20 protein-coding genes and 1 pseudogene are annotated in these 18,492 nt (G+C 68.4%); 16 read left to right on the top strand and 5 right to left on the bottom strand.

Annotation, left to right across the window (positions count from 1 at the left end; genetic code table 11):
• Positions 1–163 precede the first annotated feature (163 nt).
• Both Q9G87_RS27340 and Q9G87_RS27335 read left to right on the top strand, forming a co-directional pair.
• Positions 164–1,612: an ankyrin repeat domain-containing protein gene (locus Q9G87_RS27340; RefSeq protein WP_305919344.1), complete on the top strand. Its 1,449-nt coding sequence runs from the start codon at positions 164–166 to the stop codon at positions 1,610–1,612.
• Between the two features lie 132 nt (positions 1,613–1,744).
• Complete coding sequence (locus Q9G87_RS27335) at positions 1,745–2,224, top strand: hypothetical protein (protein WP_305919343.1); 480 nt, start codon at positions 1,745–1,747, stop codon at positions 2,222–2,224.
• Positions 2,225–2,293: 69 nt separating this feature from the next.
• Here Q9G87_RS27335 and Q9G87_RS27330 read toward each other — a convergent pair whose 3' ends face one another.
• Positions 2,294–3,022, bottom strand: coding sequence for a class I SAM-dependent methyltransferase (locus tag Q9G87_RS27330; protein WP_305919342.1), 729 nt, complete (start codon positions 3,020–3,022; stop codon positions 2,294–2,296).
• Positions 3,023–3,152: 130 nt separating this feature from the next.
• On the opposite strand from Q9G87_RS27330, the gene Q9G87_RS27325 reads away from it, so the two are divergent.
• The 3 genes from Q9G87_RS27325 to Q9G87_RS27315 all read left to right on the top strand — a co-directional run bounded on the left by Q9G87_RS27325 (position 3,153) and on the right by Q9G87_RS27315 (position 6,316).
• A complete protein-coding gene (locus tag Q9G87_RS27325) occupies positions 3,153–3,857 on the top strand; it encodes a ThuA domain-containing protein (RefSeq protein ID WP_305919341.1) in 705 nt (234 codons plus the stop codon).
• Entirely contained in the window at positions 3,842–4,936 is a 1,095-nt protein-coding gene (locus Q9G87_RS27320; protein ID WP_305919340.1) for a Gfo/Idh/MocA family protein, read from the top strand. Before Q9G87_RS27325 ends, Q9G87_RS27320 begins: the two co-directional genes overlap by 16 nt.
• Positions 4,937–5,065: 129 nt before the next feature.
• Entirely contained in the window at positions 5,066–6,316 is a 1,251-nt protein-coding gene (locus Q9G87_RS27315) for a serine hydrolase domain-containing protein (RefSeq protein WP_305919707.1), read from the top strand.
• On the opposite strand, the gene Q9G87_RS27310 is transcribed toward Q9G87_RS27315, so the two are convergent.
• Positions 6,297–6,731 carry a PPOX class F420-dependent oxidoreductase gene (locus Q9G87_RS27310; RefSeq protein ID WP_305919339.1) on the bottom strand — a complete coding sequence of 145 codons (435 nt, stop codon included), beginning with the start codon at positions 6,729–6,731 and terminating at the stop codon, positions 6,297–6,299. The genes Q9G87_RS27315 and Q9G87_RS27310 overlap by 20 nt on opposite strands.
• A 78-nt stretch (positions 6,732–6,809) precedes the next feature.
• On the opposite strand from Q9G87_RS27310, the gene Q9G87_RS27305 reads away from it, so the two are divergent.
• The 5 genes from Q9G87_RS27305 (at position 6,810) to Q9G87_RS27285 (ending at position 10,109) form a co-directional block, all read left to right on the top strand.
• The gene (locus Q9G87_RS27305; protein WP_305919338.1) at positions 6,810–7,424 is read left to right on the top strand and encodes a TetR/AcrR family transcriptional regulator; all 615 of its coding nucleotides are present in this window, start codon (positions 6,810–6,812) and stop codon (positions 7,422–7,424) included.
• A gap of 179 nt (positions 7,425–7,603) precedes the next feature.
• Complete coding sequence (locus Q9G87_RS27300; protein ID WP_305919337.1) at positions 7,604–7,966, top strand: hypothetical protein; 363 nt, start codon at positions 7,604–7,606, stop codon at positions 7,964–7,966.
• A gap of 193 nt (positions 7,967–8,159) precedes the next feature.
• Positions 8,160–8,699, top strand: coding sequence for a chloramphenicol phosphotransferase CPT (gene cpt / locus Q9G87_RS27295; protein ID WP_305919336.1), 540 nt, complete (start codon positions 8,160–8,162; stop codon positions 8,697–8,699).
• Positions 8,700–8,810: 111 nt separating this feature from the next.
• The gene (locus tag Q9G87_RS27290; RefSeq protein WP_305919335.1) at positions 8,811–9,590 is read left to right on the top strand and encodes an aminotransferase class IV family protein; all 780 of its coding nucleotides are present in this window, start codon (positions 8,811–8,813) and stop codon (positions 9,588–9,590) included.
• A 189-nt stretch (positions 9,591–9,779) separates the two neighbouring features.
• The gene (locus tag Q9G87_RS27285; protein WP_305919334.1) at positions 9,780–10,109 is read left to right on the top strand and encodes a hypothetical protein; all 330 of its coding nucleotides are present in this window, start codon (positions 9,780–9,782) and stop codon (positions 10,107–10,109) included.
• Between the two features lie 382 nt (positions 10,110–10,491).
• On the opposite strand, the gene Q9G87_RS27280 is transcribed toward Q9G87_RS27285, so the two are convergent.
• Positions 10,492–11,070 carry a GNAT family N-acetyltransferase gene (locus tag Q9G87_RS27280; protein WP_305919333.1) on the bottom strand — a complete coding sequence of 193 codons (579 nt, stop codon included), beginning with the start codon at positions 11,068–11,070 and terminating at the stop codon, positions 10,492–10,494.
• Positions 11,071–11,184: 114 nt separating this feature from the next.
• Entirely contained in the window at positions 11,185–12,171 is a 987-nt protein-coding gene (locus tag Q9G87_RS27275; RefSeq protein WP_305919332.1) for an ArsR/SmtB family transcription factor, read from the bottom strand.
• Positions 12,172–12,219: 48 nt separating this feature from the next.
• On the opposite strand from Q9G87_RS27275, the gene Q9G87_RS27270 reads away from it, so the two are divergent.
• From Q9G87_RS27270 to Q9G87_RS27245, 6 genes and pseudogenes are all read left to right on the top strand, one after another.
• Complete coding sequence (locus Q9G87_RS27270) at positions 12,220–13,479, top strand: MDR family MFS transporter (protein WP_305919331.1); 1,260 nt, start codon at positions 12,220–12,222, stop codon at positions 13,477–13,479.
• Entirely contained in the window at positions 13,461–14,219 is a 759-nt protein-coding gene (locus Q9G87_RS27265) for an alpha/beta fold hydrolase (protein WP_305919330.1), read from the top strand. The genes Q9G87_RS27270 and Q9G87_RS27265 overlap by 19 nt, the downstream gene beginning before the upstream one ends.
• Positions 14,200–14,576, top strand: a pseudogene (locus Q9G87_RS27260) (VOC family protein). Before Q9G87_RS27265 ends, Q9G87_RS27260 begins: the two are co-directional and overlap by 20 nt.
• A 161-nt stretch (positions 14,577–14,737) precedes the next feature.
• Entirely contained in the window at positions 14,738–15,148 is a 411-nt protein-coding gene (locus Q9G87_RS27255) for a VOC family protein (protein WP_305919329.1), read from the top strand.
• A 186-nt stretch (positions 15,149–15,334) separates the two neighbouring features.
• Entirely contained in the window at positions 15,335–15,562 is a 228-nt protein-coding gene (locus Q9G87_RS27250) for a hypothetical protein (RefSeq protein WP_305919328.1), read from the top strand.
• Positions 15,559–15,732, top strand: a complete 174-nt coding sequence (locus Q9G87_RS27245) for a hypothetical protein (RefSeq protein ID WP_305919327.1) — start codon at positions 15,559–15,561, stop codon at positions 15,730–15,732. The genes Q9G87_RS27250 and Q9G87_RS27245 overlap by 4 nt, the downstream gene beginning before the upstream one ends.
• A 58-nt stretch (positions 15,733–15,790) precedes the next feature.
• On the opposite strand, the gene rpoB is transcribed toward Q9G87_RS27245, so the two are convergent.
• On the bottom strand, positions 15,791–18,492 hold a 2,702-nt coding region (gene rpoB / locus Q9G87_RS27240), incomplete at its 5' end, for a DNA-directed RNA polymerase subunit beta (RefSeq protein ID WP_305919326.1).

The following is an 18,492-nucleotide window of genomic DNA, read 5'->3' as shown; positions in this document are numbered from 1 at the left end:
ATACCACCAAAACCCGTTCGGCGTATGCTGGGTAACGTGCGCCCAGGGCGCCACCGGTCCGCGGGAAGGGCGAAGCCCACCTGATGCTCGTCGCACTACCTCGGCCCGACCTCTTTTCCGGCCTGATCATGCGGACGCCAGGCCAGACGGAAAGGAGGCCATCGTGCCTATCCATCGCCTGCCCGACAACCCCAGCATCGAACGGCTCCGCAAGCAGGCCAAAACACTCCTCCAGTACGTGAAGGCGGGAGTTCCCGAGGCGCTCGGGCTCGTCACCGAGTTCCACCCCCGGCCGCCGGAGACGCTCAAGCTGTCCGACGCGCAGCTCGTCACCGCCCGCATGTACGGCTTCAGCAGCTGGCCCAGGCTGAAGGAGCACCTGGGCACCGTCGACCGCTACTCCCGATCCCCGCACCGGGTTCCGCCGAGCGAGGAGCTGCCGGAGGAGTTTCTGCGCCTCGCCTGCCTCACCTATGGCTCGGACTACCCGGGCCGGACCGGGGAGGCCGACCACCTGCTGACCCGGCACCCGCAGCTGCCCACCGCCAACGTCTTCACGATGGCGGCCACCGGCTCGGCCGACGCACTGGCCGATGCGCTGGCCGGCGATCCCAGGCTCGCCCGGGCGCAGGGCGGCCCCTTCGGGTGGGAGCCGCTGCTGTATCTGACCTACGCGCGCCTCCAAACGCCAGGCCGGTCCGTGGCGGCGGCCCGGCTCCTCCTCGAGAGCGGCGCCGATCCGAACGCCGGATTCCTGTGGGACGGGCTGACCTCGCCGTTCACCGCGCTCACCGGCGCGTTCGGCGGGGGAGAGGGCGACCAGCCGCCGCATCCGCAGGGACTGGCGCTGGCCAGACTGCTGCTGGAGGCAGGCGCGGACCCCAACGACGCCCAGACCCTGTACAACCGCGGCCTCGGCGGCTCGTTCTCCGACGACACCACGCACCTTGAGCTGCTGCTGGAGTTCGGCCTGGGCCGCGGCGAAGGCGGGCCGTGGCACGCCCGGCTGGGCCCGACCCTGCACTCCGCGCAGCAGATGATGCGGGACGAACTCGCCACCGCCGCCCTGCGGGGCGGCCCGCGACGGACCCGGCTGCTCCTCGCGCACGGCGCGCAGGTGGACGGCCTCGGCGGGCATCCGGCGTACGGCGGACGCACCCCGTACGAGCTTGCCCTGCTGAACGGGCACACCGAGGTCGCGGAGCTCCTCGCCGCGGCAGGCGCCTCGACGGTGCTGGATGAGAGGGACGCGTTCACCGCCGCCTGCATGCGCGCCGACGCCGACGCGGTGGCCGCCCTCGGCCCGGAACCGGCGGCGCGAGCGCTTGCCCGATCCCCGCAGCTGATCAACACCGCGGCCGGGCAGCGCAAGCCCGCGGCGGTGCGGCTGCTCGCCGGTCTCGGCTTCGACGTGAACCACCGGCACCGCAGCACTCCGCTGCACGAGGCGGCCTGGAACGACGACGTCGAGACGGCCAGGACGCTGATCGAGCTGGGCGCCGACCCGACGATCAAGGACACCCAGTACGACGCGACCCCGCTCGGCTGGGCCGAGTACGGCGGCAAGCACCGCGTGGCGGCCTACCTGCGAAGCGGAAGGACCGAAATATAGGTCGTTGTCGGCCGAAACCAGTCACATCTGGTTCTTGTCCGTGAGAGCATGACCACAATTGGCGATCATGCCAACCTGCTGTCATGACCGCGGTCAGGCTCCCCGGCCGGCCGCCTTGAGAAGGATGAACGCATGCGCAAGTCAGCGAAGGTCCTTGCCGCGGCCACCCTGTTCGCCGCCGGTACGGTCCTCGCCCACCCCGCCCCTGCCATGGCCGCCGCTCCCTACACCCCCGAACGCGCGTGCGCCAAGGAATCGGGGCGTGGTGGATGGACGCACGTGAAGGACAACAAGAGGGCGCTGAAGAACGGGCGATCCACCTGGGGGTATGTCTACCTGATGTGGAACCGTGGCCTGCAGAAGAACTGCGTCACGGTGATCAAGACCACGTACGCCGGGACGCCGACGTACACGCAGGCGATTCTCCACGTGGAGGGCGGCGGCGCCTATCGGGACCCGGGCACTCTCACCAAGAGGAAGTACGGCCACTACGCCGCCGCCATCGGTTACGGCAAGGGTTACTGCGTGGACTTCGAGGGCCACACCACCGACACCCGCAAGGACTTCGGGATCGCCTCAGCCAGGCGGGGCAAGTTCATGAACTGCGGCTGACCCGACGATCGTGCACCCGGATCGAGCCGCCCGGCGGGTGGCTCGATCCGGGCGGCCCGCTGGTTCGGCTCAGGTCGTGCGCTCGGCTATGAACACGAACTCGCGACCCGGGCGATCGGGGGCTTCGCGCACGTCGAGCGTTCGGTAGCCGTGGTCGCCCAGGCTGGATTCCACCTCGTCGCGGCTCCGGAACCGGAGGGTCGAGTCGGAGGTCACCACCGCGCCGTCCGCCACGAACCTGTAGGCGTAGCGGAAGTAGACGAGCGGAAGACGCACCTCGACGACCTCAAGACGCCGCTCCACCGGCCCGATCCCAGGAACATCAAGGACGAAGGGAGCGGTGTCGGCAGCCCATTCCTCCCAGGCCCGGCGTTCCGGGCGCCTGGTCTCGAACACCAGATGCCCCCCGGGGCGAAGAGCGGCGTGGATGCCCCGGAGGGTTGCCGACCACTCGTCGTCGGTGAGGAACACCTGCGCCACATTTCCGGTCATCACCGCCAGATCGGCATGGAGCGTCGGGACTGTCGTGGCGTCGCCATGGATCCAGGTGACCGCCGCGGCCTTGTCCTTCGACCTCGCGACCTGCAGCGAGGCCTCCGCCGGGTCGACACCCACGACGGTGTGGCCGGTCCCGGCGAGCAGGACCGCCAGGGATCCGGTGCCGCAGCCGACATCCAGCACCCGGTCCGCGCCCAACTCATCGGCGATGGCGAGATAGGCCGGCAGGTCGTCGCGCTCTCCGTCGAAGGCGTCGTAGACGGGTGCGAGGCGGTGGTGCGCAAAGATCGCATCGGGCACCCGGCGACCGTATCTCTGTTCCAACGCTCCGGCGACCGATTTTCCGGGGAGTATGCCCCGCTTTGGATAGCCTCGGCCGGAGATGCGACGATCGGACCCGATGACTCATGAGCGATCGATGGGCGACAGCATGACAGACGACAGGGGCCGCAAGGCTCTCGTGGTGCGGGGCGGCTGGGAAGGGCACGCCCCGGTGGAGGCCACCGACCTCTTCGTCCCCTTCCTCGAAAAGCACGGGTACGACGTGCATCGGGCCGACTCGCCGGCACTGTACGCGGACTCCGCGTTCATGTCCGGCGTCGACCTCATCGTGCAGTGCTACACCATGGGCACGATCAAGCCGGAGGAACTGCGCGGGCTGGAGGCGGCGATCCGGGCCGGCACGGGAATGGCGGGCTGGCACGGCGGCATCGCCGACTCCTACCGCAACTCTTCGGACTACCTGCACCTCATCGGCGGCCAGTTCGCCTGTCATCCGGGCAAGGACCCGGCCGAGCGGGAAGGATCGCAGGCCGACAACTTCGTGCCGTACACCGTGAACATGCTCCCCGAGGCGAGCGAGCATCCCATCACCGCGGGCATCGGCGACTTCGACCTGGTCACCGAGCAATACTGGGTGCTGACGGACGACTACATCGACGTGCTGGCGACGACGACTCAGAAGATCCGCCCCTGGGACCCCTGGCACCGGGAGGTCACCTCGCCGGCGATCTGGACCCGGCGCTGGGGCAGCGGGCGGATCTTCGTCACCACTCCGGGGCACAGCCTCGACGTCCTGCGGAACGACAGCGTACGCACGATCATCGAGAGGGGAATGTTGTGGGCCAGCCGATGAACGTGGGCGTCGTCGGATGCGGGGCCATCTCGGCCCAATACTTCCAGACCATCGACCGGTTGCCGCAGCTGCGGCTGGTGGCCGTGGCCGATCTGGACCCCGACCGGGCGCGGGAGGCGGTGCGGCCCTACGCGGGCGTCGACGTGCTGAGCGTGGCGGAGCTGATGGCGGATCCGCGGGTGGACGTCGTACTGAACCTCACCGTTCCCGCCGCCCATGCCGAGATCGCGCTCGCCGCGATCGCCGCGGGCAAGCACGTCTACTGCGAGAAGCCCCTCGCCGCGACGGCCGCGGAGGCCGGGCGGATCCTGCAGGCGGCCGACACCGCCCAGGTACGGGTCGGCTGCGCCCCGGACACGGTGTTAGGGACGGGCACGCAGACGGCGCGCAAGGCCATCGACGACGGCCTGATCGGCAGACCGGTCGCGGCGACCGCGATGATGGTGACACCCGGCCACGAGCGCTGGCACCCGAACCCCGACTTCTACTACGTCCCCGGCGGCGGCCCCCTCCTCGACATGGGCCCCTACTACATCACGAGCCTGGTGACCATGCTCGGACCGGTGACGACGGTCATCGGCGCCGCAAGCCGCACCCGCGCCAAGCGCACGATCGGCTCGGGCCCCCGTCGCGGCGAGGAGATCCCGGTCACCGTCGACACCCACGTCACCGGAGTGCTCGTCCACGCCTCGGGAGCGCTGTCCACCTTGGTGATGAGCTTCGACGCGGCGACGACCAAAGCGCCCCACATCGAAGTGCACGGCGAGAAAGGCTCGCTCGTCGTCCCCAACCCCAACCACTTCGACGGCCTCGTCCAGGTGTTGAGCATCGGCGATGACGGCTGGCGCGACCTGCCCGTGGCGGCCGGCTACCTCGAGGCCGGGCGCGGCGTGGGCCTGGCCGACTTCGCCGCCACCCCGGTGGGCGAGGAGCCGCGCGCGGGCGGGACGCTGGCCTTCCACGTGCTCGACATCATGGAGTCGCTGCTGGCCTCGGCGCACTCCGGGGCGGCGGTGACCATCACGAGCACATGTGCGCGGCCCCGGCCGGTGGCCTCGCCAGGAGTCACCCTTTGGTGAGGCACGCCTGGAGGCGTTCGGTGACCAGCTGATCGACCTGCACGAGCCGGTCGAGATCACCTGCTTGTCCTGACTGTGGTAGTAAAGACGCCTGTTGAGGTTTTTGTGACCATAGGGGGCAAAGTGGCGATGCTCAGCCGGCGACGGCTTCTCCAGGCAAGTGCGGGCGCCGTGCCGGCGATCGCGCTCGGCGCGGGTCCCGTACAGGCCGACTCTGGCGAGCCGCTGACCACGGGCGTTGTGCCGAGCGCGCTGGCCGGTTTCGACAAGGCGATGAAGACGTTCATCACGGAGCGGGACATTTCCTGCGCCCAGCTCGCGGTCGCCAAGAACGGCAAGATCCTGCTCGCGCGCGGCTACGGGCACTACTCCAAGCCCGGCGCCCCCATCGTGCGGGTGCAGCCCACGTCCCTGTTCCGGGTCGCGAGCCTGAGCAAGAGCCTCACCGCGGCCGCGATCGTCCGGCTGGTCCAGGACGGCAAGGTGACTTTGGGGACGAAGGTCGCCTCCCTGCTGGGACTGTCGACCGCGGCCGACCCCCGGCTGGCGAACGTCACCCTGTGGCGACTGCTCCAGCACACCGCCGGCTGGGACAGGAGCGTGTCGAAGGACCCGCTGTGGATCGACCACACGATCTCCGCGTCGCTGGACGTGCCCCTGCCGATCGACCACGCCGACATCATGAAGTACGTCACCGCGCGGAAGCTCGACTTCGACCCCGGCACGAAGTACGTCTACAGCAACTACGGCTACATGCTGGCCGGCCGGGTCATCGAGAAGGTCTCGGGCATGAGCTACGAGTCGTACGTGCGGCAGAAGCTGCTCGCCCCGGTCGGGATCACCCGGCCGCGGCTCGGCCGCAGCCTCCGCTCCGGGGCCTTCTCCACCGAGGTCGCCTACGAGTCGCAGTACACCAACAAGAGCGTCGTGGACCAGTCGGGCACCGTCGTGCCGTTCCCGTACGGCGGCTTCAATATGCCCAACCAGGACGCCAACGGCGGCTGGCTCGCGTCGGCCGTCGACATGGTCAAGTGGGGTTTCGTCTTCAACGGCGCCGGTCCCGTGCTCAACGCCACGTCGATCTCCCGGACGTTCGCCAAGCCCGAGACCGGCGTGACCGCCGGCGGCTCGTGGTACGGCCTCGGCTGGAACGTGCGCAACAACAACGCCGGAGGGCTGAACACCTGGCACAACGGCAGTATGCCCGGCACGTTCAGTTTCCTCGCCCGGGTGCAGAACGGCGTCAGCTACTGCGCGATCTTCAACCGCAGGGAGGAGGAAGGGGCGCCCGACTTCGACGCGATCGACCCCATCCTCGGCCAGGCGATCGGCACCGTGAGGACCTGGCCCACCACGGACCTCACCCCGAGGTACTTCTGACGGGGAACGGATCCGAGCCGCCATCGGCCGGGGTGACTTTCAGGAACGTCGGGGTGATGCGCCGGCGTCCGACCAGGAAGTCGCGGAGGCGTTGCAGGATGCCGTAACGGCGGAGGAATGCCGCATGCACCGCGGCGGGGACCTTTTGGCCGACGTCCTCGGCCAGCGCCGGGAGATCGGCCCCTCGGGGAGTGCCGCGCGAGGTGGAGGGGGCGACGGTGACCTGGGGGTTGCGCTGGACCCGTCTGACCTTGCCGGTGTGGGCGCCGGTCTTGATGTAGAGGGCGCCGTCGTGGCAGACGAACCAGACGGGGGTCGGCACCGCCTCGCCTGAGGCGCGGTATGTGGTCAGGCGGAGGTGGCGGTGGGGGCGTAGGTCGTCGAAGGGGTGTGACATGCGGGCCCGCCTCGCCATGAGCTGAGCTTGACAGTGACAAGCTCAGCATAGGCACATCAGATTGACAGTGACAAGCTCGGGCGTCATGCTGCGGAAATGCGTAACCCGACCTACTTCGAGGGCGATCTGAGGGCCACCTTGCTGGAGGTGGCCGAAGAGGAGGTGGCCGGCCAGGGGTTCGCGCAGGTGAGCCTGCGGTCGATCGCCAAGCGGGCCGGGGTGAGTCATGCGGCCCCGGCCTACCACTTCCAGGACAAGCGGGGGCTGTTCACCGCCTTGGCGGTGGAGGGGTTCGCGGAGCTGGGGACGCGGATGCGGGGCGCGCTGTCGCGCCTGGGCGCGGCGCCTGCCGCCGAGCGGATCCAGGAGCTGGGGATGGTGTACATCGGGTTCGCGCGGGAGCGGCCAGGCCTGTTCGAGGTGATGTGGCGGCCCGAGCTGCACCACCGCGACGACCCGGCGCTGAAGGCCGGAGCCCAGGCCACCAAGGACACGATGACCGAGCTGATCGTCCAAGCTCAGCAGGAAGGGTGGAGCACCCGGCCGGACACGCTGCACCTGGTCGTGCTGGGCTGGGCGGCAGTGCACGGGCTCGCGGTGCTCTGGCGTGATGGCCCGCTGGCCGATCAGAACGAGGGCGTGGACCCGTACGAGCTGAGCCGGGCGGTGCTGGGCACACTCGCCGCAGCGCTGCAGGCCCGACCCTCGTGAAGGCGTGTGCGCGAGCGACTGCCCCATGTGCTGACGCCAGAGGCTCCACACGGGGCTCAGCCGGACCGGAACTCAGCGATAGTGGCCGCTGTAGGTGCGGCTGCCAACCCGGACCGTGACCCCGAACTATTTCGTGAAGCACTCAAACGCCTCGAGGCGGTCACCGAAAGGATGGGCCCATGAGCAAGACGATCACCTATGTCATCACCTACGAGAACGGGCGCTGGGTGTCTCGTTGCCCGACAGGGGAGACCGAGGGCGTCGGCGTGGCGAGCTCCTTGTCGCAGATGGAGCGTGATCTGGCGGAGATCCACGCCTGGGCTTGGCCTGAAGCCCCTCCCGGCGTGGACTTTGTGTTCGACCTACCAGAGGACGTGGCCGGTTTGGTAGCCGAATACCACCATGAGAAGGAGCTGGCCGAGGCTCACGCCAGCGTGCCGCGGAGCTGGCCGTCACGGTCGCAAAGGCACTCACGAGCCACTGGTCGGAGCCCGACACCGCACGTGTCATGGGGCTGTCCAAGCAGCGCGTCCATCAGTTGAAGGTCAGCGCCTGATGAATGCCCCGCAGCAACGTTTGAGCGGCGTGCTGTCAGGGCTGCTTCTCCTGACCGGGTCCGCCTTCTATGCGCAAAAGGAGCTTCGCACACTGATTTCTCAGGAGCGTGACTGATCCGCTCGACGCCCGCTGGAAAAGCATTTTCGGATCCTGGGCACGGGCTTCTAGTGTGGGCCGGTGACTCAGGTGATCGTTCTGAATGGCGGCTCCAGTTCGGGAAAGTCGGGAATCGCCCGCTGTCTCCAGGCCGTCCTGCCGGATCCATGGCTTGCCTTCGGTGTCGACGCACTGATCGACGCAATGCCCGCCTCCATGCAGGCATCAGCTGCCGGGATCGAGTTCGCGCCGGACGGTGGGGTGAATGTCGGTCCGGAGTTCATGGCGCTGCAAGCGGCGTGGATGGAGGGCATCGCCGCAACGGCCCGGGCGGGCGCGCGGGTGATCGTGGATGACGTCTTCCTCGGTGGAGCAGGGTCCCAGCAGCGATGGCAGAAGGTTTTTGCCGGGCTGGACGTGCTGTGGGTCGGCGTACGGTGTGAGAGCTCGGTCGCAGCGGGCCGCGAGGTCGCCCGGGGGGACCGGGTCCGGGGAATGGCGGTGTCGCAGGCGGAGCTGGTCCACCAGGGTGTGGTCTATGACGTGGAGGTGGACACCACACATACCGAGGCCCTGGTGTGTGCGCAGAGGATCGCCGCCCACATGCGGTGCCAGGCGTAGACTCCTCCGCCCACGTATCGGACCGCCGCTCCACGCCAGGCGGTGGCGCGCTCGCGGCCGCCGGCTGGGGCCGAACGCTTCAGGCGTTCGCGGCCGTGTCATACTCGCGCCATGGCGCTACTCGATGGGGCACCTGTCACTCCCGACACACTGCTAGCCCTGGGGTTCGTCAACTACGGCCACTTCACCACGATGCGTATGGAAAATGGGCGCATCCGTGGCCTTACACACCATTTGGAGCGACTTGATCGCGACTGTCGCCTCATCTTCGCAGCTCACCTGGACCGCGAACGGGTGCGTGAGTACGTTCGGCAAGCAGTAGAAGACGTGGACGGCTCGATCGTCGTGCGAGTCACCGTCTTCGACCCCGACCTGGAGCTGAGCCATCCAGGGGCTACGGCGCACCCTCGAATCCTGGTCACCACTCGGCCGGCGGGTGCCCTCCCGCTGTCTCCGATGCGTGTTCAGACGGTCAGGTACCAGCGTGATCTACCGCAGGTGAAGAACGTGGGCCTGTTCGGCGTGCTGCGTAACCGCCGAACGGCTCAGCTCGACGGATTCGATGACGCGCTGCTCATCGACCAGGCGTCCCTCGTTGCGGAAGGGACGACCTGGAACGTCGGCTTCTACGACGGAGAACGGGTCGTCTGGCCGAGCGGCGACATCTTGGACGGAATCACTATGCGGCTGCTCCAGCAGGTCCACGACCGGACGAGCACCGCCCTCATCCACGTCGACGACATCCCGAGGATGCAGGCCGCCTTCGCAACCAACGCCGCGATCGGCGTGCGCCCCATAAGCGTCATCGACGACGTCGCTCTGCCCGCAGACCATCCGATCTTCGAGACTCTCCGCAAGGAATACGAAGCGATCCCCGCAGAACACCTCTAGTCGTTCCTCCTTCATTGCCGGATTCGCAGAAGCAGCGCCACCTCGCAGGCGTCGACCGACGGCGTCACCGAACGATCCTTCACTCTCGGTGAGATCCCCGGCGTGCTGTGGACGCCGGCAGACGCTGAACCCTGTGCCCTGATCCTCATCGGACACGGCGGCGGACAGCACAAGCAGGCTCCTGGTGTCGTGGGCCGCGCCCTCCGGCTGGCGGCCGAGTGCGGTTTCGCGGCGGCGGCCATCGACGCCCCGGCTCACGGCGACCGGCCCAAGACCGCCGAACACGACCGGATCATCACCGAGATGCAGGCCCGCATGGCGGACGCGGGCGACCCGGTCCCGCTGCTGGCCGAGCTCCACACGCTGCTGGCCGCCCAGACCGTCCCGGAATGGCGCTCGGTCCTGGACGCGCTCGGGGACCTGGGCCCAGTGGGTTACTGGGCATGTCGCTGGGCTGCGCTCTCGGCATTCCGCTGGTCGCCGCCGAACCGCGGATCCGCGCGGCGGTGCTGGGGCTGAACGGGACGTCGTTGGCCTCGGCCGAGGCCGCCGCCGGGGTCACCGTTCCCGTGCAGTTCCTGATGCAGTGGGACGACGAACGGGTGCCGCGCGAGGAGGCCCTGGCACTGTTCGACGCCCTGGCCTCGGCTGAGAAGACGCTCCACGCCAACCCCGGCAAGCACGGGGATGTGCCGGCCTCCGAGGACTCTCTGGTGAGTCCCCCTGGACGTGACCTCGGACGAGTCCGTGACCGACGCCGTACGGTTCCGTCTACGACACCAAGGTGTACGGACCGGTTAGGGTCACGCACGCGTTCCTTCCCCTCACCGCCACCGACATGAACCATCACACCGGCCAGCTGACGGTAACGCGGAAACCAGCGAGGTCTTTTGACGAGCCCTCAAGTATTGGTCGCTCGGTGAGCGAGCCATTGCTCCCGAGTAATCGCGTACTCGACGTCACCAAGATGGCTGCCTGGGAGCGGTTCTTCCCAATCCATGTGGAACGTACGGATGTGCTGCATGCCAAGTGCGGCCATCGTCGCGCGGGAGGCGGTGTTGACTGCCATGGTTTCGGCGAAGATGCGGGTCAGTTCGAGATCTTCGAACCCGTGCCGAATGAGCTCACGGGCTCCCTCACTGGCCAATCCCTGGCGCCAGCGGTGACGCAGGAGCCGGTATCCGAGTTCAGCCTGTCCTTCAACCGGGCCTTGGTCGATGCGCTCCGGTGTTTCCAGGATCCACCAGCCAACGAACTGTCCGTCTACGAAACCGACCCAGAAGCCAAGTCCCGCAACGCGGCTCGCGACCGCAAGCCGCCGGCGGTGGAGGACCTCAACTTCCTCACGGCTACGAGCACGGCCGTTACCGAGGTAACGCATGACCTCAGGGTCAGCGTCGAGTTCGATCTCGTGCTCGAGGTGCTCGTCGGACAGTGGAACAAGCTTGATGCGGTCGGTTCGCAGTATCGCCTGAGACATGGGACGCATTCTTGCGCTCGAGCCCCTTGCCCGTCATTTGCGTTTCTCCGAGGGGCGTCTAAGGGAGTTCGACCCGGAGTTCCGGGAGCACCGATAGGAATGCGAAGGTGGGTCTCAGGAGGCGGCGCAGAGCGTGTCGCCCAGCTGGGATCGTTCATAGAAGACCTCGCGACCGCTGCGGCGTCGCGTGATCAGCCCGCTCCGTCGCAGCACCGCCAGGTGCTGGCTGACCGCGCCGGGCGCCATCGCCAGCCGCCGCGCCAGGATGGTCGTCGTGGCCGCGTCGCTGAGAGTGACGAGGATCCGGGCGCGGGTTCGTCCGATGAGGGCGTCCAGCGCATCGGGGGTGGGCACGGCCCCTTGCGACCAGATCGTGCCGACGCCGGGCACGGGATAGACCAGGTTCGGCTGGTACGGCTCGGCCATCACGGTCGTGTCCGGCCAGTGGAAGACGCTCGGGATCAGGATCATGCCGTCGCCGCTGATCGGCCCGCTGCGCCGCCAAGCACGGGTCCGCACGCGAAGGCGGCCCGCGCTCCAGGTGATGTTCTCGTGTAGGTCGTTGAACATCGAACCGGCGCCGTCACGTGCCAGCTGCCGGGAACGGCGCAGCACCTCCGACTCGAACAGCCCGCGGATCTGCGGCCAGAATCTGTCCATCGCCGCGTCCCAGTACAAGCGCAGCTCGGCGACCGCCCGCGCGACACCGGCCGCCGGGTCGTCGAGGAACTCCCGCACGACCGGGCTGTCGGCGCCGGGAAGCCGCCGGGCCTCGGAGACGGCCTCGTCCAGGTCGGCCGCGCCGACCAGCTCCAGTTCGGCGGCGATGTCCGGCAACGGGGTGGCGGGCGGGGGCGTCAGGAAGTCGGCGAAGTACGGGCCGAGCGGGACCAGCGCGAACAGCAGCCGCAGATCCAGCCCGGCGAGCCGGGGACGGACCGCCCGGATCCACGGCAGATGCATCGCCTGCCGACTGGGGTCCTGCAACACGCGCAGGCTCGCGACCGCCTCCGACACCGGCGAGAAGGCGAACCTCACCCTGGCGAGATCGACAGAGGTGAAGTCGAACTCGGCGAACGAGGATGACGAGGATTCAGCCACGGATTAAACATTTAGGGGTTCCAGGTCCCCGGGTCAACCATGAACGCCATGGCAGTCCTCACCTCGCGGACGTCCCCGGAACCCCCGGGCCCGCTGTCGTTACCGCGCCCGTTCTGGATGCTCTGGCTCGGCACCGTCATCAACCGCACCGGCGCGATCGTGCAGCCGTTCCTGTCGGTGTACCTGGTCCAGGTCCAGGGCTTCACGCTCCCGCAGGCCGGCGCCGTCATGACGGCCTTCGGCGCCGGCTCGCTGCTGTCCCATGTGCTCGCCGGCTGGCTGGCCGACCGGTTCGGCCGCCGGATCACGCTCACCGGCGGCATGCTCGCCGCCTCCGCCGCGATGGCCGGCCTCGGCGCCGCGAGCGGGTTCCCCGTCGTGGCGGCGACCGCGTTCCTGCTCGGGCTGACCATCGAGTCGTACCGTCCGGCCTCGCAGGCGATGGTGGCCGACCTCGTCCCGTACGCGCTGCGCCCGAGGGCGTACGGGCTGCTCTTCTGGGCAGTGAACCTCGGCTATTCCGTCGCGATGGTCGTGGGCGGCCGGCTCGCCGATCAGGGCACGCATGCGATCTTCGGCGTGAACGCGGCCGTCGCGGTGGCCTTCGCCGCCGTGGTGTGGCGTACCGTGCCGGAGTCCCGCCCCAGCGCGGGACCCGCGCCGGCCGCCGGCCTGCAAGCGGTACGGCGGGACCGGCTGATGCTCGCCGTCTGCGCCGTGACCATGGCCTACGGCGTGCTGTACGCCCAGGCGTTCACCACCCTTCCGCTGGCCATGGCCGGGCAGGGCGTCAGCCGTACGCACTTCGGCCTGGCCATGGCGCTCAACGGCATCCTGATCATTGCCGTTCAGCCGCTGACCGGAGCGTGGCTGGCGCGGCGGGATCCCTGCCGCGTCCTGGCCACCGGCACCGCACTCGTGGCGGCGGGTTTCGCACTCACCGCGCTCGTGCACGACGTGCGCGGGCTCGCGCTCACGGTGGCGGTCTGGACCGCCGGGGAGATCGTCATCGCAGGCACCCTGCCCACGATCGTGGCGGCACTCGCACCTCCGGAACAGCAGGGCACCTACGCCGGCGTCTCCGGCATGTGCTGGGCGGCGGGCGCGGTCGTCGCGCCGGTGCTCGGCACCGCGCTGCTCCCGCTGGGGCCGCAGATGTTGTGGAACGTCATCGGCCTCGTCGGCGCGCTCTCGGCCTTGGGCGCGCTCCTCATCGCGGGCCCGATCCGCAGGCGCACCATGTCCGGCACCGGTCAGCATATTTCCGCACCTCAAGACTTGGAGAAGCCATGTCAGCCTTCGTACTGATCCATGCTTTCGGATCGGGGCCCCGCGCCTGGCAACCCCAGATCGACGCCCTCGGCGCCGAACACCGGATCATCGCCCCCGAACTGCCCGGCCACGGCGACACCCCCGGCCCGCTGACCCTTGACCGCGCCACCGCCGCCATCAGTGAGGTGATCATCGCGCAGCCCGAGCCCGTACACCTGGTCGGCATCTCCGGCGGCGGCACCGTCGCCCTGCTGACGGCACTGGCCGTCCAGGAACGGCTGGCCGGGCTGGTCGTCTCCGGAGCCTCCGCCAAGCCGGCCAGGACGGACGCGGTGCAGCGGGCCATCATGGGTCTGCTGCCCGCCGACGTGCTGGCCGGGATGTTCAAGGGCATGTATTCGGGCGGCCGCCCTGAGTACGTGGCCACCGCCGTGGACGACCTGCGCCGGGCCGGCAAGCGGACCCTGCTGGCCGGGCTGCGCGAGCTGGGTCACCTCGACCTGCTGCCCCGGCTGGGCGAGATCGGCGTGCCGACCCTGGTGCTGAGCGGCGAGAAGGACAGGCCCAACATCGCCCACGCCAGGCGGATCGCCGCCGCCGTCCCCGGCGCGGAGCTGCGCCTGGTGCCCGACGCCGGCCACCTGTGGAACCTCGAGCACCCGGGGCTGTTCTCCCGCACCCTCACGGACTTCGCGGCCGGTTGCCATCGGCTCGGCGCGCGCATGGGCGAGCTCCGAGGCGGGTACCGGCAACCGCATGGCATGCCGTATCAGTGAACTGGTGATCGACAGTCGAGACCCTGAACTCCTTGCCGCGTTCTGGTGTGACGTGCTTGGCTACGTCGTCCTCGATCGGGTCGAGAACAGCGTCGAGATCGGTCCTGAGGACGAAGGCTTCGGCGGACTCCAGCCGACGATCGTCTTCAGTCCGACCGACCAGCCGAAGGCCGGCAAGCTGCCGCTGCATATCGACGTGAACCCCACCGATCGTGACCAGGATGAAGAGCTCGAGCGCCTGCTGGCTGTCGGCGCCAAGCCCGCCGACGTGGGTCAGACGGGCGAGGAATCCTGGTACGTCCTGGCCGACCGGAGGGCAACGAGTTCTGCCTGCTGCGCCGGCGCTTGAGCGGCTGATCCGTGAACGGATGTCTGTCAGGTGCGGCTCTCCTCAGAGGCGGTGGCCTGGTCGGGCGTCTTGCCGGTACGGACAGCCCACGACGAGTGGTGAGCCAGGTGACCAGACCGATCAGGAATCGAGAAGCGCTGGTCAGCGGGCCGCAGCTAACGTGACGGCCATGGACATCACCATTCACACGACCGTCCTCCCGCACGAGGACCCGGACGCCTCCCTGGCCTTCTACCGCGACACCCTCGGCTTCGAAGTTCGCACCGACGTCGGACAGGGCGCGATGCGCTGGATCACCGTCGGCCCTGTCGGCCAGCCCGGCACGTCCATCCTCCTGGCGCCCCCGGCCGTCGATCCCGGCATCACCGACGACGAGCGCCGCACCATCACCGAGATGATGGCCAAGGGCACCTACGGCTGGATCCTGCTGGCCACCCGGGACCTCGACGGCACCTTCGAGAAGCTGCAGGCCACCGACGCCGACGTCATCCAGGAGCCGACCGAGCAGCCGTGGGGCGTTCGCGACTGCGCCTTCCGCGATCCCGCGGGCAACCAGGTACGCATCCAGGAGCTTCGCTGACCCGCCCGGCGAGTGCCGATCAGCGCTCCCGCGTCTCAGCCTCGATCGCCACACCGAGCATCGGCTCACCCACGACAAAGGTCTGGGTGCTGCCGTCGACCATCACCAACGTCTACAACCGGCTGAACGTCCCCACCCGGTGGCTCACTGGGACCTGGGGTCGCGCGCCTTCAAAGGAGGTCCTCAATGAACGGGAACAAGTGGGTTCGGCAGATACACCGCTGGCTGGCCATTGCCTTCACGGTGACCGTCATCGTCACCACCATCGCCCTGATACAGGAGGAGCCTGTCGTCTGGGTGTCCTACGTGCCACTGCTCCCGCTCGCCCTGCTCCTGTTCACTGGTCTGTACTTGTTCGTGCTGCCGCATGCCGCCAAGTGGCGCAGCGGGCGCGACACCGCTCGCGGGAAATGATCCGCTCCACCACCCACCTCCGCTCGATCATCACCGAGCGCACCCTGACCGCGGATCAGCTCACCCAGATCCTGACCGGCATGTGCACGCAGCGGGGCAAGGCCCGTCACCTCGCCGCCCGCCCCGCCGCCAGCGTCGCGCACATGCGCGGTGCTTCAAAACAGGCCTAAATCCCAGCCGTCCCGGCCGGTCGGGTACCGGCCGGGACGGCCTGAAGCTCTAACGCGCTCAGACTTCTTCCACACTGCTCGGCTCACGCCGGGACAGATCGATGCCGAGCTCCTCCGCGGCGCGGAAGACGTCCTCGTCGGTGTCGCGCATCTCGATGGACATGCCGTCGCTGGAGAGCACCTCGACGTTCAGGCACAGCGACTGCATTTCCTTGATGAGCACCTTGAAAGACTCCGGAATACCGGGCTCGGGGATGTTCTCGCCCTTGACGATGGCCTCGTAGACCTTCACGCGGCCATGGACGTCGTCGGACTTGATGGTCAGCTGCTCCTGCAGGGCGTAGGCGGCGCCGTACGCCTCCAGCGCCCACACCTCCATCTCACCGAAGCGCTGGCCACCGAACTGCGCCTTACCGCCGAGCGGCTGCTGGGTGATCATGGAGTAGGGGCCGGTCGACCGAGCGTGAATCTTGTCGTCGACCAGGTGCAGCAGCTTGAGGATGTAGATGTAGCCGACCGCGATGGGATAGGGGAACGGCTCACCGCTGCGGCCGTCGAACAGTTGGGCCTTGCCACTGCGCTCCACCAGCCGATCCCCGTCACGGTTGGGGACAGTGCTGTCGAGCAGCCCGATGATCTCTTCTTCGTTGGCGCCGTCGAAGACCGGGGTGGCGACGTTGGTGCGCGGGGCGACCTTCTCGAAGCCCTTGTCACGCAGCCGCTCGGCCCAGGCCTCCTGGATGCCCGAGATGTCCCAGCCGCGGGCGGCGATCCACCCCAGGTGGGTCTCCAGCACCTGACCGACGTTCATCCGGCCGGGCACGCCCAGCGGGTTGAGGATGATGTCGACCGGGGTGCCGTCCTCCAGGAACGGCATGTCCTCGACCGGCAGGATCTTGGAGATGACGCCCTTGTTGCCGTGCCGGCCGGCCAGCTTGTCACCGTCGGTGATCTTACGCTTCTGCGCCACATACACGCGCACCAGCTCGTTCACCCCCGGGGGCAGCTCGTCGCCCTCCTCACGGGAGAACACCCGCACCCCGATGACCTTGCCCTGCTCACCGTGCGGCACCTTGAGTGAGGTGTCGCGGACCTCACGCGCCTTCTCACCGAAGATCGCGCGCAGCAGCCGCTCTTCCGGGGTCAGCTCGGTCTCACCCTTCGGGGTGACCTTGCCGACCAGGATGTCGCCGGGCACGACCTCGGCGCCGATCCGGATGATGCCGCGCTCGTCGAGGTCGGCCAGGACCTCCTCCGACACGTTCGGGATGTCCCGGGTGATCTCCTCCGGGCCCAGCTTGGTGTCCCGGGCGTCGACCTCGTGCTCCTCGATGTGGATCGAGGACAGCACGTCGTCCTGGACCAGCCGCTGAGACAAGATGATGGCGTCTTCGTAGTTGTGGCCCTCCCACGGCATGAACGCCACCAGCAGGTTCTTGCCCAGCGCCATCTCGCCCTTGTCGGTGCACGGGCCGTCGGCGATGACCTGGTTGACCTCCACCCGGTCGCCCTCGGCGACGATGGGCTTCTGGTTGAAGCTCGTGCCCTGGTTGGAGCGCTTGAACTTGGCCACCCGGTAGGTGGTGCGGGTGCCGTCGTCGTTCATCACGGTGATGTAGTCGGCCGAGACCTCCTCCACCACGCCCGCCTTCTCGGCGCTGATGACGTCACCGGCGTCGGTCGCGGCACGGTATTCCATGCCCGTGCCGACCAGCGGCGCCTCGCTCTTGAGCAGCGGCACCGACTGCCGCTGCATGTTCGCGCCCATCAACGCACGGTTGGCGTCGTCGTGCTCGAGGAACGGGATCATCGCGGTGGCCACCGACACCATCTGGCGCGGCGACACGTCCATGTAGTGCACGTCGCCCGAGCGGATGTGCTCGAACTCGCCACCCTTGCGCCGTACGAGCACCCGGTTTTCGGCGAAGCTGCCGTCCTCCGTCAGCGCGGAGTTCGCCTGGGCGATGATGTAGCGGTCCTCCTCGTCGGCGGTGAGGTAGTCGACCTGGGCGGTCACCTTGCCGTCGACGACCTTGCGGTATGGGGTCTCGACGAAGCCGAAGGGGTTGAGGCGCCCGAAGCACGCGAGGTAGCCGATGAGGCCGATGTTCGGGCCTTCGGGGGTCTCGATCGGGCACATCCGGCCGTAGTGGGACGGGTGCACGTCACGGACCTCCATGCCCGCCCGCTCACGGGACAGTCCACCGGGGCCGAGCGCGTTCAGGCGCCGCTTGTGCGTCAGGCCGGCCAGCGGGTTGGTCTGGTCCATGAACTGCGACAGCTGTGAGGTGCCGAAGAACTCCTTCATTGACGCCACGACCGGGCGGATGTTGATCAGGGTCTGCGGCGTGATCGCCTCGACGTCCTGCGTGGTCATGCGCTCACGGACGACGCGCTCCATACGGGCCAGGCCCAGGCGGACCTGGTTCTGGATGAGCTCGCCGACGCTGCGGATGCGGCGGTTGCCGAAGTGGTCGATGTCGTCGATCTCCACGACGACCTCACCCATCGAAGCCTCGCCGGCGTGCAGGCGCACGATGTATTCGATCATCGCGACGATGTCGTCTTCGGTCAGCGTGCCGTGGGTGATCTCCGAGTCGACGCCCAGCTTCTTGTTGATCTTGTAGCGGCCCACCTTGGCCAGGTCGTACCGCTTGGGATTGAAGTAGAGATTCTCCAGCAGAGTCTGCGCCGACTCCTTGGTCGGCGGCTCACCCGGCCGCAGCTTGCGGTAGATGTCCAGCAGCGCGTCATCCTGGC

This window comes from Nonomuraea turcica (genome assembly GCF_030718205.1).
Classification (GTDB): Bacteria; Actinomycetota; Actinomycetes; order Streptosporangiales; family Streptosporangiaceae; genus Nonomuraea.
Note: the sequence above shows the minus strand (reverse complement) of the source record. Positions and strands in the feature narration are given on the sequence as shown.